The organism is Saccharopolyspora flava (assembly GCF_900116135.1).
Taxonomy (GTDB): Bacteria; Actinomycetota; Actinomycetes; order Mycobacteriales; family Pseudonocardiaceae; genus Saccharopolyspora; species Saccharopolyspora flava.
Window position 1 is genome coordinate 221,576 of the sequence record NZ_FOZX01000008.1, and the last position, 14,426, is coordinate 236,001.

The 14,426-nt window shown below is 69.4% G+C and carries 13 protein-coding genes and 2 tRNA genes; 3 read left to right on the forward strand and 12 right to left on the reverse strand.

Features of this window, described 5'->3' with window-relative positions; all coding sequences use genetic code 11:
• Nucleotides 1-4: 4 nt before the first annotated feature.
• The 5 genes from BM424_RS21810 to BM424_RS21825 all read right to left on the reverse strand — a co-directional run bounded on the left by BM424_RS21810 (nucleotide 5) and on the right by BM424_RS21825 (nucleotide 6,347).
• Nucleotides 5-469 carry a DUF4233 domain-containing protein gene (locus BM424_RS21810; protein ID WP_245776030.1) on the reverse strand — a complete coding sequence of 155 codons (465 nt, stop codon included), beginning with the start codon at nucleotides 467-469 and terminating at the stop codon, nucleotides 5-7.
• Nucleotides 466-1,824 carry a bifunctional tetrahydrofolate synthase/dihydrofolate synthase gene (gene folC, locus BM424_RS21815; protein WP_093421377.1) on the reverse strand — a complete coding sequence of 453 codons (1,359 nt, stop codon included), beginning with the start codon at nucleotides 1,822-1,824 and terminating at the stop codon, nucleotides 466-468. Before folC ends, BM424_RS21810 begins: the two co-directional genes overlap by 4 nt.
• Nucleotides 1,825-2,112: 288 nt before the next feature.
• Nucleotides 2,113-4,764, reverse strand: coding sequence for a valine--tRNA ligase (locus tag BM424_RS21820; RefSeq protein ID WP_093421160.1), 2,652 nt, complete (start codon nucleotides 4,762-4,764; stop codon nucleotides 2,113-2,115).
• Between the two features lie 132 nt (nucleotides 4,765-4,896).
• Nucleotides 4,897-5,013, reverse strand: coding sequence for an MFS transporter small subunit (locus BM424_RS29900; protein WP_425442045.1), 117 nt, complete (start codon nucleotides 5,011-5,013; stop codon nucleotides 4,897-4,899).
• Nucleotides 5,010-6,347, reverse strand: coding sequence for an OFA family MFS transporter (locus BM424_RS21825; protein ID WP_093421162.1), 1,338 nt, complete (start codon nucleotides 6,345-6,347; stop codon nucleotides 5,010-5,012). Before BM424_RS21825 ends, BM424_RS29900 begins: the two co-directional genes overlap by 4 nt.
• 108 nt (nucleotides 6,348-6,455) lie before the next feature.
• Between BM424_RS21825 and fdhD the strand changes: the two genes are divergently transcribed.
• Nucleotides 6,456-7,292 (forward strand): formate dehydrogenase accessory sulfurtransferase FdhD, encoded by an 837-nt coding sequence (gene fdhD, locus BM424_RS21830; protein ID WP_093421165.1) that lies wholly within the window; start codon nucleotides 6,456-6,458, stop codon nucleotides 7,290-7,292.
• 55 nt (nucleotides 7,293-7,347) lie between these two features.
• Entirely contained in the window at nucleotides 7,348-8,199 is an 852-nt protein-coding gene (locus BM424_RS21835; protein WP_217649792.1) for an alpha/beta hydrolase, read from the forward strand.
• Nucleotides 8,200-8,321: 122 nt separating this feature from the next.
• Here the strand turns inward: BM424_RS21835 and BM424_RS21840 are convergent, their stop codons facing one another.
• The 7 genes from BM424_RS21840 to BM424_RS21870 all read right to left on the reverse strand — a co-directional run bounded on the left by BM424_RS21840 (nucleotide 8,322) and on the right by BM424_RS21870 (nucleotide 14,195).
• Nucleotides 8,322-8,960, reverse strand: a complete 639-nt coding sequence (locus BM424_RS21840; protein ID WP_093421167.1) for an RBBP9/YdeN family alpha/beta hydrolase — start codon at nucleotides 8,958-8,960, stop codon at nucleotides 8,322-8,324.
• Nucleotides 8,961-9,132: 172 nt separating this feature from the next.
• Nucleotides 9,133-10,413 carry an ATP-dependent Clp protease ATP-binding subunit ClpX gene (gene clpX / locus BM424_RS21845; RefSeq protein ID WP_093421170.1) on the reverse strand — a complete coding sequence of 427 codons (1,281 nt, stop codon included), beginning with the start codon at nucleotides 10,411-10,413 and terminating at the stop codon, nucleotides 9,133-9,135.
• 260 nt (nucleotides 10,414-10,673) lie between these two features.
• Entirely contained in the window at nucleotides 10,674-11,306 is a 633-nt protein-coding gene (locus tag BM424_RS21850; protein ID WP_093421173.1) for an ATP-dependent Clp protease proteolytic subunit, read from the reverse strand.
• A gap of 44 nt (nucleotides 11,307-11,350) precedes the next feature.
• Nucleotides 11,351-11,977: a ClpP family protease gene (locus tag BM424_RS21855; protein WP_093421175.1), complete on the reverse strand. Its 627-nt coding sequence runs from the start codon at nucleotides 11,975-11,977 to the stop codon at nucleotides 11,351-11,353.
• A gap of 253 nt (nucleotides 11,978-12,230) precedes the next feature.
• Nucleotides 12,231-13,637: a trigger factor gene (gene tig / locus BM424_RS21860; protein WP_093421178.1), complete on the reverse strand. Its 1,407-nt coding sequence runs from the start codon at nucleotides 13,635-13,637 to the stop codon at nucleotides 12,231-12,233.
• 161 nt (nucleotides 13,638-13,798) lie between these two features.
• A complete protein-coding gene (locus tag BM424_RS21865; RefSeq protein ID WP_139274130.1) occupies nucleotides 13,799-13,999 on the reverse strand; it encodes a hypothetical protein in 201 nt (66 codons plus the stop codon).
• Nucleotides 14,000-14,121: 122 nt separating this feature from the next.
• Nucleotides 14,122-14,195: transfer RNA gene (locus tag BM424_RS21870), tRNA-Pro, on the reverse strand.
• A gap of 127 nt (nucleotides 14,196-14,322) precedes the next feature.
• Here BM424_RS21870 and BM424_RS21875 point away from each other — a divergent pair.
• A tRNA-Gly gene (locus BM424_RS21875) sits at nucleotides 14,323-14,393 on the forward strand.
• Nucleotides 14,394-14,426 lie beyond the last annotated feature (33 nt).

Here is a 14,426-nt window from a genome sequence, read left to right on the forward strand (position 1 = left end):
GAGATCAGTCGCTGCCCTCCGGGAATCCCGGAGGGTGGCCGAGCTGGTCGTAGAGCCGTCCCTCGCGCATCCGCTTGGCGATGTCCTTGCGCAGGTGCAGGATGTACGCCCAGATCAGGGCGAAGATCGCGCCCATGATGCCGATCGACGGGTGGATGAAGACGCACAGGATCATCGCGCCCTGCAGGCCCAGCGCGAAGCCCAGGCCCCACGAGCGGCGCTGCACGAACGCCGCCACCAGCATCAGCACCGACAGCGCGATGACGATCGCGAAGCCCGCGCTGGAGACCCCGCCGCCGAACTTCCACACCACCGGCAGCGCCAGCAGGAACGTGATGAACTCCAGCGCCAGCGTGGCCGCCATGATGCCGCGCAGGCCCTTCCACGGGTCGCGCACGCCCTCCGGCGCCTCCGGCAAGCCCTTCTCGGGCTGCGATTCCTCGGCCACGACCGCTCCCGTCTCGTTCACGCGGGCTCCTTGCCGAACAGGGCGCGGGCCTCGCCCGCGGTCACCACGGATCCGGTGATCACCACACCGCCGCCGGACACCGACTCACCGGGGTCGTCGGTCTCCTCGGCCAGCTGGATCGCCTGCTCGACGGCGTTGTCCAGCCGCGGCTCGACCATGATCCGGTCCTGCCCGAAGATCTCCAGCGCGATCCCGGCCAGCTCGTCCGGGTCCATCGAGCGCGGCGAGGAGTTGCGGGTCAGCACCAGCTCCTCCACCACCGGCTCCAGCTCGGCCAGGATGCCGCGCGCGTCCTTGTCGCCGAGCACCCCGATCACCGCGACCAGCTTGCGGAAGGAGAACTCGGAGCTCAGCGCGTCGGCGAGGGCGCGGGCGCCGTGCGGGTTGTGGGCGGCGTCGACCAGCACCGCCGGTGCCGCGCGCACGCGCTCCAGCCTGCCGGGCACGATCACCGAGGCGAACCCGGCCCGCACCCGGTCGACGTCGAGCTGCCGGTCCGCGCCGGCGCCGAAGAACGCCTCGACGGCGGCCAGCGCCAGGGCGGCGTTGCGGGCCTGGTGCTCGCCGTGCAGCGGCAGGAAGATCTCGTCGTAGACGCCGCCGAGGCCCTGCAGCTTGAGCAGCTGGCCGCCGACGGCCACGGTGCGCTCCAGGACGCCGAACTCCTGGCCCTCGCGGGCCACGGTCGCCTCGACCTCGGCGATCCGGTTCATGATCTCCGGCTGCGCCTCGGCGGGCTGGGAGGCCATGATCACCACGGAGTCGGGCTTGATGATCCCGGCCTTCTCGCGGGCGATCCCGGCGAGGTCGGTGCCGAGGTACTCGGCGTGGTCGAGCGCGACCGGGCAGATCACCGCGACGTTGGCGTCGGCGACGTTGGTGGCGTCCCAGCTGCCGCCGAGCCCGACCTCCACGACGCCGACGTCCACCGGTGCCTCGGCGAAGGCGGCGAACGCCATGCCGGTGAGCACCTCGAACTTGCTCATCTTCACGTCGCTGCGGGAGTCCACGATGGACACGTAGGGCGCCACGTCGCGGTAGGCCTCGACGTAGCCCTCCGGGCTGATCGGGGCGCCGTCGACGCCGATGCGCTCGGTGGCCAGCTGCAGGTGCGGGCTGGTGTAGCGGCCGGTGCGCAGTTCGAGCCCGGTGAACAGGGCGTCGATGATGCGCGTCGTCGACGACTTGCCGTTGGTGCCCGCGATCTGCACGACCGGGTAGCCGCGCTGCGGCTCGGCGAGCAGGTCGGTGAGCGCGCGGATGCGGTCGAGCGACGGCTCGATCTTGGTCTCCGGCCAGCGTTCGTTGAGCTCGGCCTCCACCACGCGCAGTTCGTGCAGCGCGGCGGGATCCATGCCGGTCAAGTAGCCACTCCCCTAGCGACGACGGAAATGCCGAAGTCGAAGTCTACGTCTCCCCAGGTCGCCGCCACCCCGCACCCGCACGACCCGAAGATCCCCGGAGCAGCGCGGCCCCGGTGGTGACCTCGCTGGAGCGGGACAGTTTTAGCCATAATTGTCCGGACATAACGGACATTGATCATGGGTGATTATGGCTAAAACTGTCCCCTGGTGAGGATCGCCGCCACCGCGGGGCCCTCCCGAAAACCGCGGTTCTCCGCCTGGAAGGGCCCCGGACGCGGGTCAGCTCTGCGGGAGGGCTTCGAGGCGGGCGGTGATGCGGGCGATGTCGGCCTCCGCGGTCTCGCGGCGCGCCTTGATCTTGTCGACCACCTCGGCCGGAGCCTTGGCCAGGAACGACTCGTTGCCGAGCTTCTTGTCGGCCCCACTGAGCTCCTTCTCCGCGGCGGCGAGGTCCTTGGCCAGGCGCTTGCGCTCGGCCTCGACGTCGATCGCCCCGGACAGGTCCAGCTCCACGGTCACGGTGCCCTCGGCCAGCCCCACCTCGATGGAGGCCGACGAGGTGAAGCCGTCCTCCGGCTCGGTCACCTTCGCCAGCGAGCGCACCGCGGGCACGTGCTCGTCCAGCCCCAGCTCGGAGACGCCGCTGAGCCGCGCCGCCACCTTCTGGCCCGGCTTGAGGCCCTGGTCGGAGCGGAACCGGCGGATCTCGGTGATGAGCTTCTGCGTCGCCGCGATCCGGTCGGCCGCACCGGTGTCGACGCCCGCGCCGGAGGCCTGCGGCCAGTCGGCGATGACCACGGACTCGCGGCCGGTCAGCGCCGTCCACAGGGTCTCGGTGAGGAACGGGATCGTCGGGTGCAGCAGCCGCAGCAGCGTGTCGAGCACCTGGCCCAGCACCTGCCGGGTCAGCTCGGCGCGCTGCTCGGTGCCGTCGAACTGGACCTTCGACAGCTCCAGGTACCAGTCGCAGAACTCGTCCCACGTGAAGTGGTAGAGCGCCTCCGTGGCCTTGGCGAACTGGAAGTCCTCCATCATCTCGTCCACGTAGGACACCAGGGCGTCCGCGCGGTCGAGGATCCAGCGGTCGGCGTCGGTCAGCGCCGCGCGGTCCAGAGTGGACTCGGGCAGCCGGGCGCCGTTCATCAGCGCGAACTTGGTGGCGTTGAACAGCTTCGTGCCGAAGCTGCGCGACGCCGAGACCCACTCCTCGCTGATCGGCGAGTCGGTGCCCGGGTTGGCCCCGCGCGCCAGGGTGAACCGCAGCGCGTCGGTGCCGTAGGTGTCCATCCACTCCAGCGGGTCGACGGTGTTGCCCGCGGACTTCGACATCTTCTTGCCGTGCGCGTCGCGGACCATGCCGTGCAGCGCGATGGTCTGGAACGGGATGGCCTGGGCCGGGTCGCGGTCCTTCATCGCGTACAGGCCCATCATCATCATCCGGACGACCCAGAAGAAAAGGATGTCGTAGCCGGTGACCAGCACCGACGTCGGGTAGAACTTCTCCAGCTCCGGGGTCTGCTCGGGCCAGCCCATCGTGGAGAACGGCCACAGGCCCGAGGAGAACCAGGTGTCGAGGACGTCCTCGTCCTGGTGCCAGCCGTCGCCCGACGGCGGCTCCTCGTCCGGCCCGACGCACACGACCTCGCCGTTCGGGCCGTACCAGATCGGGATCCGGTGACCCCACCACAGCTGCCGCGAGATGGCCCAGTCGTGCAGGTTGTCGACCCAGTCGAAGTAGCGCTTGGCCATCTCCGGCGGGTGCACGGCCACCCGGCCGTCGCGGACGGCGTCACCGGCGGCCTGCGCCAGCGGGCCGACCTTGACGAACCACTGCAACGACAGCCGCGGCTCGATCGGCTCCTTGGAGCGCGAGCTGTGGCCGACGCTGTGCAGGTAGGGGCGCTTCTCGGCGACGATCCGGCCCTGCTCGCGCAGCGCCTCGCGCACCGCCACCCGGGCCTCGAAGCGGTCCATGCCGTCGAAGCGGGTGCCGGTGTGGGCGATGCGGCCCTGCTCGTCCATGATCGTCAGCATCGGCAGGTCGTGCCGCTTGCCGATCTCGAAGTCGTTCGGGTCGTGCGCCGGGGTCACCTTGACCGCGCCGGTACCGAACTCGGGGTCGACGTGCTCGTCGGGCACGATCGGGATCGAGCGGCCGGTCAGCGGCAGCTCCACCTCGGTGCCCACGACGTGCTTGTAGCGCTCGTCGTCGGGGTGCACCGCGATGGCGGTGTCGCCCAGCATCGTCTCGACGCGCGTGGTGGCCACCACGATCGAGTTCTCGCCGTCGCCGTAGCGCATGGAGACGAGCTCGCCCTCGACCTCCTTGTGCTCCACCTCGATGTCGGAGATCGCGGTGCGCATCTCCGGCGACCAGTTGACCAGCCGCTCGGCGCGGTAGATCAGGCCGTCGTCGTAGAGGTTCTTGAAGATCGTCTGCACGGCGCGGGACAGCCCGTCGTCCATGGTGAAGCGCTGGCGGGACCAGTCGACGCTGTCGCCGAGGCGACGCATCTGCGACAGGATCGCCCCGCCGTGCTTCTCCTTCCACTGCCAGACGCGCTCCAGGAACTTCTCGCGGCCCAGCTCGCGGTGGTCGACGCCCTCCTCGCGCAGCTGCTTCTCGACCAGCGCCTGCACCGCGATGCTGGCGTGGTCCATGCCCGGCAGCCACAGCGCCTCGTAGCCCTGCATCCGGCGGCGCCGGGTGAGGATGTCCATGAGGGTGTGCTCGAAGGCGTGGCCGATGTGCAGGCTGCCGGTGACGTTCGGCGGCGGGATGACGATCGAGAACGGCGGCTTGTCGCTGTTCGGATCGGCGGTGAAGTACTCGGCGGCTACCCAGCGCTCGTACAGCTCGGCCTCTACGTCGGCCGGGTTCCAGGTCGACGGGAGTTCACGGTTGGCTGCGGCTGCATGGGTCTGTGTCACACGTCGGATTCTACGAGTGCCCGAACGGCGGCTCGCCCGGGCATACCACCCGTCGCGACCAGCGGGTACGTGACGCGCGGCACGCGGAGGGGCCCGGCTCGCGACGAGCCGGGCCCCTCCGGTGTTCGCAGGTCAGCCGGTGAACAGCTTGGTGACCTTGGTGATGAGCTCGTAGAGGCCGTAGAGGAACGGGACGCCCACCCACAGCCAGGCGACGACCAGGAGGATCTGGCGGTTCACGCTGCTCACTGCTCGGCTCCCTTCGCCGGTTCGTGGAACTTCGGGTTGACCGGCCGGATCAGCTCGTTGGCGATGAAGCCGATGACGAGCAGGCCGATCATGATGTAGAGGGAGACCGCGTACAGGTCGGGGCCCTGGGCGCCCGCCGCCTCCTGCGAGTCGGCGACCGCGTTGACGATCAGCGGCCCGAGCACGCCCGCCGCCGACCAGGCGGTGAGCAGCCGGCCGTGGATCGCGCCGACCTGCAGGCTGCCGAACAGGTCCTTCAGGTACGCCGGAGCGGTGGCGAAACCGCCGCCGTAGAACGACAGGATCAGGATCGCGCACAGCACGAACACCGGGACGCCGGTCGCACCGAACAGCAGGATGCCCAGGTACAGCAGCATTCCGCCGCCGAGGTAGAGGCGGTAGATGTTCTTCCGCCCCACGATGTCCGAAGTGGACGACCACACGAACCGCCCGGCCATGTTGGTCAGCGACAGCAGCGCCACGAAACCGGCCGCCGCGCCGGTGGCCACCGGGGTCGCGCTGTGGGCGAAGAAGCCCACGATCATCGGCGAGGCCTTCTCCAGGATGCCGATGCCCGCGGTCACGTTGCAGCACAGGATGATCCACAGCAGCCAGAACTGCGGGGTGCGCAGGGCGTTCTTCGCGGTCACGTTCGCCGTGGTGATCATCGGCTTGGCGACCTGCTCGGGCATCGACTTCGGCTTCCAGCCCGGGGCCGGGGTGCGGACCAGCAGCGCGCCCAGCGACATGAACACCGCGTAGACCACGCCGTGCACCAGGAACGTCTGCGCGATGCCGGAGCGGTCCTCGCCGAAGGCCGACAGCATCGACGTCGACCACGGCGAGGCGATCAGCGCGCCGCCGCCGAAGCCCATGATCGCGATGCCGGTGGCCATGCCCGGGCGGTCCGGGAACCACTTCATCAGCGTCGACACCGGCGAGATGTAGCCGATGCCCAGGCCGATGCCGCCGACGAAGCCGTAGCCCAGCACGACCAGCCAGTACTGGCCCAGCGCCACGCCCAGCGCGGAGATCAGGAAGCCCAGCGAGAAGCAGGTCGCCGACACCGCCATGGCCCAGCGCGGGCCGCGTCGCTCGACCGTCGTGCCGCCGACCGCGGCCGACAGGCCGAGCATCACGATGCCCAGCTGGAACGGCAGCGCGCTCAACGTGCCGGACAGGCCCAGGGACTCCTCCAGCGGCGGCTTGAACACGCTCCACGCGTAGACCTGCCCGATCGCGAGGTGCACCGCGAGCGCTGCCGGCGGGATCAGCCACCTGCTCCAGTCGGGTGGAGCGACGATTCGACTGGGTGAAAGCAGGCCTGAAACCATGGGGCCTCCCGGCTTCGCGACGTTGATAAAGCTCGCCGAGCATACTGATGAGGACGGCCCGGAACGAGGCATCTCATTCGATTTGAAACAAAGTTCCGAGGAGGCGTGATGGGACGTGTCACGGTGCGACGCCCGGTTCTGCGGATCGCCTCGAACGGACATCGCAGCAGGCCGGACGCCCTCGCCGCCGAAGAACCGCTGGAGATCCGGGTCAACGGGAAGCCGCTGTCGGTGACGATGCGCACACCCGGCCACGACGTCGAGCTGGCGCACGGCTTCCTGCTCACCGAGAGCGTCATCGGCGACGCCGGGGAGCTGGCCACCGCCCGCTACTGCGACAGCCCCGGCCCCGACGGGCGCAACACCTACAACGTCCTCGACGTCGCGCTCGCCCCGGGCGTTGCGATGCCGGACGCCTCGGTGGAGCGCAACTTCTACACCACCTCGTCCTGCGGCGTGTGCGGCAAGGCCGCGCTGGACTCGGTGAAGCTGCGCACCCGCCACTCCCCCGCCACCGACCCGGCGCGCGTCGACTCGACCACCCTGATCGGACTGCCGGACGCCCTGCGCTCGGCCCAGCGCGTGTTCGACTCCACCGGCGGGCTGCACGCGGCCGGGCTGTTCACCTCGGACGGACGGCCGCTCGTGGTGCGCGAGGACGTCGGCAGGCACAACGCGGTGGACAAGGTGATGGGCTGGGCGCTCATGCAGCGCCGGGTGCCGCTGGCCGGCTGCGTGCTCGTGGTGTCCGGTCGCGCCTCGTTCGAGCTGGTCCAGAAGGCCGCGATGGCCGGTGCGCCGGTGCTCGCGGCGGTCTCGGCGCCCTCGTCGCTGGCGGTGGAGCTGGCCGAGGAGCAGGGCATGACGCTGATCGGTTTCCTGCGCGGGTCCTCGATGAACGTCTACACCGGAGCGGAGCGGGTGACGATCGCCGAATCCGCGTGACGCGCGCGTTCCCGAGTTGGGATGATTGCGCTAGGTGTTCGACGAGAGGACTGGATTGCCGAACCGGAGATCGATCGGCGGGGCCCTGTCGCGCCGCGCGCTGCTGGCCGGGGCCGCCGGGCTCACGGCGGCCGGACTCGGCCTCACCACCGACAGCACCAGCGCTCCGGTCGAGCAGCGCGTCTCGCTGGCCAAGAACGTCTCCGTGGAGCGGATCTACTCGGAGGCCCGCAAGCAGGCCGTGGACATGGTGGTCATCCACCCCAAGGGCATCGACCCGCGCGGGCTGCCGGTGTGCCTGATGCTGCACGGGCGCTTCGGCGACGCGCTGGACTCGGTCGCCGGCCTGCCGATGTGGTTGTCGAACTCCGTTGCGGCCGGGCGGATTCCGCCGTTCACGCTGCTGTCGGTGGACGGTGGTCCGAACAACTACTGGCATCGCCGTCCCGGTGACGACGCGATGAGCATGCTGCTCGACGAGGTCCCGCAGTGGCTGTCCGAGCGCGAGCTCGGCAAACCCGTCGCGGCGGCGGGCATCTCGATGGGCGGCTTCGGCGCCCTGGTCTACGCCAGGCGACGACGCGAGCTCGGCGACCCGTTGCGGACCGCGGGCGTCATCGCGCCCGCGCTGCACACCAGCTGGCGGGAGATGCGCAAGCGACGCGCGTTCACCAACGAGGCGGAGTGGCGCTCCATCGATCCGCTGCAGCACCTGCACGCCCTCGGCGACCTGCCGGTCGGCGTCTGGTGCGGCAACGCCGACCGCTTCATCGAAGGCACCCGCCGCTTCATCCGCCTCACCCACCCCACCTACGCCTCGACCAGCCCGGGCCGCCACAACAAGACCTACTTCCGCAAAGCCCTCCCCGAACTCGTCGACTTCATCGGCGGCCACATCCACCCCTGACGGTCCCCCGATCGAAAACCCCAGCATTCGTCGCGTCAAAAACCCCGGTTTTCGCGCGACGAATGCAGGGGTTTTCGACGCGATGAATGTTGCGGTTTTTGACGTGGGGTTGTTCGGGGAGGTCAGACGAGGCGGAGTTGTTCTTGGGAACGGCCTGCGGTGTAGGCGTCGGTGTCGAAGCGGTCGTGGAGCGGGGCCGTGCCGTAGAGGGCCCAGCGCAGGACCGACGGCCAGGGGCCGTAGCCGGCGTCGGTGTTGAGGTGACCGCCGTCGAGGATGACGTCCATCTCGACCTGCAGGTCCTCGGCCAGGGCGTGGGCGCGGTGCATCGGGAGGTAGGCGTCGCCGGTGCCCACGACCAGGCGGGTCACGCCCGCGGCGCGGCGCAGCGAGGTGGCGTCGACCGGGTACGGGGTGATGTCGCGGGCGTCCGGGTGGTCCCACTCGCTGTCCGGCGGGGCGACCAGCAGGACCCGGTCCGCGCGGCGGTCCTCGGGCCCGACGGTGGCCGCGTGGTGCAGCCACAGGGCGACGCCGCAGGAGTGCGCGGCGACCACCAGCTCCGCTTCCGGCGGCACCGCGGCCAGGTGCTCGCGCAGCACCGGCAGCCACCGCCGCAGGTCAGGACGGTCGGGATCGGGGAGCACGGGGGCGTCGACGTGGACGCCCTGGTCCCGGAGCCGCGTCGCCAGCCACTGCTGCCAGTGCCAGGGGCCCGCACCGGTCATCCCGTGCACCAGCACAACACGCATCTCGCTCATGGCAGGCACTCCCGGACTCGTCGTCGCCACCCATCCAATATCAACTATTCCCGGCGGCCGCGCAGGACGTGGCACCGGGTGTCCCGGCGGTGACCGAAATGACCGTGTCGAGTGACCGAACAGCGAAGCGCCCCGCACCGGATCCGGCACGGGGCGCTCGCGAAGTGACAGCTCAGGCGGACTTCTCGCGCCGCTCCCGGCGGGACGCCTGGCGGGCCACGATCGTCGGGTTGACGTTCTCCCGGACGGTCTGCTCGGTGATCACGACCTTCGCCACGTCCGAGCGGCTCGGGATGTCGTACATGACCGGCAGCAGCACCTCCTCCAGGATCGCGCGCAGACCGCGCGCCCCGGTGCCCCGCAGGATCGCCTGGTCGGCGATGGCCTCCAGCGCCGTCTTGGTGAACTCCAGCTCCACGTTGTCCATCTCGAACAACCGCTTGTACTGCTTCACCAGCGCGTTGCGCGGCTCGGTGAGGATGCGCACCAGCGACGGCTTGTCGAGGTTGGTGACGCTGGCCATCGTGGGAAGACGACCGATGAACTCGGGGATCAAGCCGTACTTGATCAGGTCCTCGGGCATCACGTCGGAGAAGTAGTCGGCGGTGTCGACCTCGGTCTTGGACCGCAGCTCCGCGCCGAAGCCGACGCTGTGCTTGCCGACCCGCTCCTCGACGATCTTCTCCAGCCCGGCGAACGCGCCGGCCACCACGAACAGCACGTTGGTGGTGTCGATCTGGATGAACTCCTGGTGCGGGTGCTTGCGCCCGCCCTGCGGCGGCACGCTCGCGGTGGTGCCCTCCAGGATCTTCAGCAGCGCCTGCTGCACGCCCTCGCCGGAGACGTCGCGGGTGATCGACGGGTTCTCGCTCTTGCGGGCGATCTTGTCGACCTCGTCGATGTAGATGATGCCGGTCTCGGCGCGCTTGACGTCGTAGTCGGCGGCCTGGATCAGCTTGAGCAGGATGTTCTCGACGTCCTCGCCGACGTAGCCGGCCTCGGTCAGCGCCGTGGCGTCGGCGATCGCGAAGGGCACGTTGAGCATCTTGGCCAGCGTCTGCGCCAGGTAGGTCTTGCCGCAGCCGGTCGGGCCGAGCATCAGGATGTTGGACTTGGCCAGCTCGACGGCCTCTTCACCCCGCGCCTCGCGCCGCTCACCGGCCTGGATGCGCTTGTAGTGGTTGTAGACCGCGACCGAGAGGTTGCGCTTGGCCGGGTCCTGCCCGATGACGTACTGGTCGAGGAACTCGTGGATCTCCGCGGGCTTGGGCAGCTCGTCGAGCTTGACCTCGCCGGCCTCGGCCAGCTCCTCCTCGATGATCTCGTTGCAGAGATCGATGCACTCATCGCAGATGTACACGCCGGGGCCGGCGATGAGTTTCTTCACCTGCTTCTGGCTCTTCCCGCAGAAGGAGCACTTCAGCAGGTCGCCGCCGTCACCGATACGTGCCATGACCGCTGACCCCGTCCCCTCCGGCACGCCCTCCGAACGGCGTGCCTGACCGTATGTGCCTCCGACGGTACCTGTCGTTCCCCGCGTTCGGGGAGACTCACAGTGTCCGCCATCGCCGAGCGTGCTGTGACCAGCGTCGCGCTCGGCGTGTCGCGGCCCCGGCGGCCGGGCGTGGCGCCCGTCGAGCCGCGTGCCCGCGACCGGAACTCACGCTGCCGGAACGTTTCCCGGGGACCCGCGAGCCCCCGGGAAACGCCACGTCAGGACTGCTGCGACGAGAGCTTGCGGTACGGCACGACCTCGTCGATGATGCCGTACTCCTTGGCCTGCTCGGCAGTGAGGATCTTGTCGCGGTCGACGTCCTCGTGCACCTGCTCCTGGGAGCGCTTGGTGTGCTTGGCCAGGGAGGACTCCATCAGGTCGCGCATCCGCTGCACCTCGTCGGCCTGGATCTCCAGGTCGGAGACCTGACCGTAGATGCCCTCCACGGACGGCTGGTGGATCAGCACGCGGGAGTTCGGCAGCGCCTGGCGCTTGCCCTCGGTGCCCGCGGCCAGCAGCACCGCCGCCGCCGAGGCCGCCTGGCCCAGGCAGATGGTGCGCACGTCGGGACGCACGTACTGGATGGTGTCGTAGATGGCCATCATCGCGGTGAAGGAACCACCGGGGGAGTTGATGTACATCTGGATCTCGCGGTCCGGGTCGTCGGACTCCAGGAACAGCAGCTGCGCCATGACGTCGTTGGCCGAGGCGTCGTCGACCTGGACGCCGAGGAACACGATGCGCTCCTCGAACAGCTTGTTGTACGGGTTGGACTCCTTGACCCCGTACGCGGTGCGCTCGACGAACGACGGCAGCACGTACCGGGACTGCAACGACTGGTAAGGGTTCACGACGGGTGACTCCTCGTAACTAGGTCCGGGTGCGGGAGGGGTGATCAGCTGGTCGGCAGGTTCGCCGCGCTCGCCACGTAGTCCACGAGCCCGTAGTCGCGGGCTTCCTCGGCGGTGAACCACCGGTCCCGGTCGAAGTCGGTCATGATCGTCTCGACGGACTTGCCCGTCTGCCCCGCGATCAGGGTGGCCATCTCCTCCTTGTGCTTGGAGAACATCTTGGCCTGGATCGCGATGTCGGCCGCGGTACCGCCCAGTCCGGCCGAGGGCTGGTGCATCATGATCCGCGCGTGCGGCAGCGCGAAGCGCTTGCCCTTGGCACCCGCGGAGAGCAGGAACTGCCCCATCGAGGCCGCCATGCCCATCGCGACCGTGGCCACGTCCGGCTTGATCAGCTCCATGGTGTCGTAGATCGCCATGCCCGCCGTGACCGAACCGCCCGGCGAGTTGATGTACAGCGAAATGTCGCGGTCCGGGTCCTCGGCCGCCAGCAGCAGCAGCTGCGAGCAGATCTGGTTCGAGATGTTCTCCTCGACCTGGGAGCCGAGGACGATGATCCGCTCGCGCAGCAGTCGCTCGTACACCGAGTCGTTGAGCGAGAGTCCGTTCGTGCCCGTCCGCATGGACGGCGCCTGCGCGTCGGACGCCGGAACAGTCAGGTGCTGCGTCACGTCTCCCCTGCCTTCTCCCACATTGGGCCCTTGTCCACCCTGGTCGGTCGGGTCGTCCCGGAGCTCGTCGGCGGTCCTTCCAAAATGGACCGGACGAACCACCGGGAGTCCTCGGCGACCGCAGGTGATGTCCTGCTTCCCTACTCGGGTGATCCGCTACAACCGACCCTAACGAACGTGGACGGCACCAGCTTCCCAGTACCGCCCACGTTCGCTTAGAGCTTGCGTATCAAGTTGTCCGGCGAGAGCCGGGTCACTGCTTGGCGGACTCGGCCTTCTCGTCGTCGGCCTCGACCTCGGCGGTCTCGCCCTCGACGGTCTCCGGCGCCTGCTCGTCCTCCTGCGGCCCGAACAGCTCGTCCATGTCCAGCTCGTTGCCCGACGCGTCGGTCACGGTGGCCTGGCGGACCACCGAGAACAGCGCCTTGCTGCGGCGGACGTCGGCGAACAGCGCGCCGATCTGGCCCGACTCCTGGGCCTGCTGCACGAACTGGTCGGGGCTCATGCCGAAGCGCTGCGCCTGGTAGATGATCCGCTGCGTCAGCTCCTCGTCCGAGACCGACACGCCCTCTTCATCGGCGATGGTGTCCAGCACCAGCTGGGTGCGAACGGCCTTCTCGGCCTCTTCGCGGGTCTCGGCGTCGAACTGCTCGCGAGTCTTGTCCTGGGTCTCCAGCCAAGCCTCGAAGGCCTTCTCGTCGTGGTCGAACGGGTGCACCGCGTCGTGCTGGCGCACCTCGATCTCCTGCTCGACGACCTTCTCCGGGAGCGGGACCTCGACGGTCTCCAGCAGCGCGTCCAGGACCTTGTCCCGGGCCTGCATGCCCTGCTCCATCTTCTTGACCCGGCCCAGGCGCTCGCGCAGGTCGGCGATGAGCTCCTCAGCGGTGTCGAACTCGCTGGCCATCTGGGCGAACTCGTCGTCGGCCTCCGGCAGCTGGCGCTCCTTGACGGAGTTCACCGTGACCGCGACCTCGGCGTCCTTGCCGGCGTACTCACCGGCCACCAGCTTGGTGGTGAAGGTCTTGGTCTCGCCCTCGGTCGCGCCGATCACCGCGTCGTCGATGCCCTCGACGAGCTGGCCCGAGCCGATCTCGTAGGACAGGCCCGAGGTCTTGGCGTCCTCGACTTCTTCGCCGTCGACCGTGGCCGACAGGTCGATGCTGAGGAAGTCGCCCTCCTGCGCGGGGCGGTCGACGCCGGTCAGGGTGCCGAAACGAGCGCGCAGCGAGTCGAGCTGCTCGTTGACGTCCTCTTCCGCGACCTCGACGTCGTCGACGCTCACCGACAGCTCGCCGAAGGCGGGCACGGTGATCTCCGGGCGGACGTCGACCTCGGCGCTGAACGCGATCTCCGCGCCGTCCTCGATCTTGGTCACCTCGATGTCCGGGCGACCGAGGGTGCGCAGCTCGTCGCTGTTGACAGCCTCCAGGTACTTGGCCGGAACCGCCTCGTTGACGACCTCGTCGAGCACGGGCCCACGACCGATGCGGCTCTCCAGCACCCGCGCCGGGACCTTGCCCGGCCGGAAGCCGGGGATGCGGACCTGCTGGGCGAGTGCCTTGTACGCGCGGTCGAAGTTCGGCTTGAGCTCGTCGAACGGCACCTCGACGTTGATCCGGACGCGCGTCGGGCTCAGGTGCTCGACGGTGCTCTTCACGTGGTCTCCTAGTGCGAACGTGCTTGATTCCCCGGCGCTGGCTTTGAGGGCGCGGCCAAACACCACGTCCAATGCCGGGCTGACCACCGAGTCTATTGCTTCCCGACCGGGCACGGGGTCCGGGGTTCGGACAAGGGCCTCGTACCGGCCCCCGCAGCGGCTCAGCGAGCGGGCGGAACCCCCAGCTCGGTCGGCGTCACAGCGGTGACGATGCCCGCCGCCGGGACCGTCGTGGGGACGACCTGCGGACCGGGCACCCACAGCGACACGGCGATCAGCGCCACCACGGCGGCGCACAGGACCGCGCACACCACGGCGGCGGACCGCTGAACGCCGGTTCCGGCCGGAATCGCATCACGCACGCCGGGGAAATCGGAGTGGTTCACCGAGTCGTTACCGGCGACCACCGGCCGGTGCGGTGGGGATCACCCGGGAAGAAGCGGAACCGGCCACTCGCGAGCACTGCGAGCGGCCGGCCGACACGTCGGGGTGGCGGGATTTGAACCCACGACCCCTCGCACCCAAAGCGAGTGCGCTACCAACCTGCGCCACACCCCGTCCGACGTGCGGCGCACCCGGAATCACCGGGTGCGTTGCGAAGAGCTTATCGCGACCGGTTAAGCTGGGGCACGCAAGGTCACCAACGGACCGCGGCAACCCCGCGGCGACCAGGTGAAACCGGCACGCGGGCGTAGCTCAATGGTAGAGCCCCAGTCTTCCAAACTGGCTACGCGGGTTCGATTCCCGTCGCCCGCTCCGACAGCAGGGCGGAGACCCCGGTGATGAGGC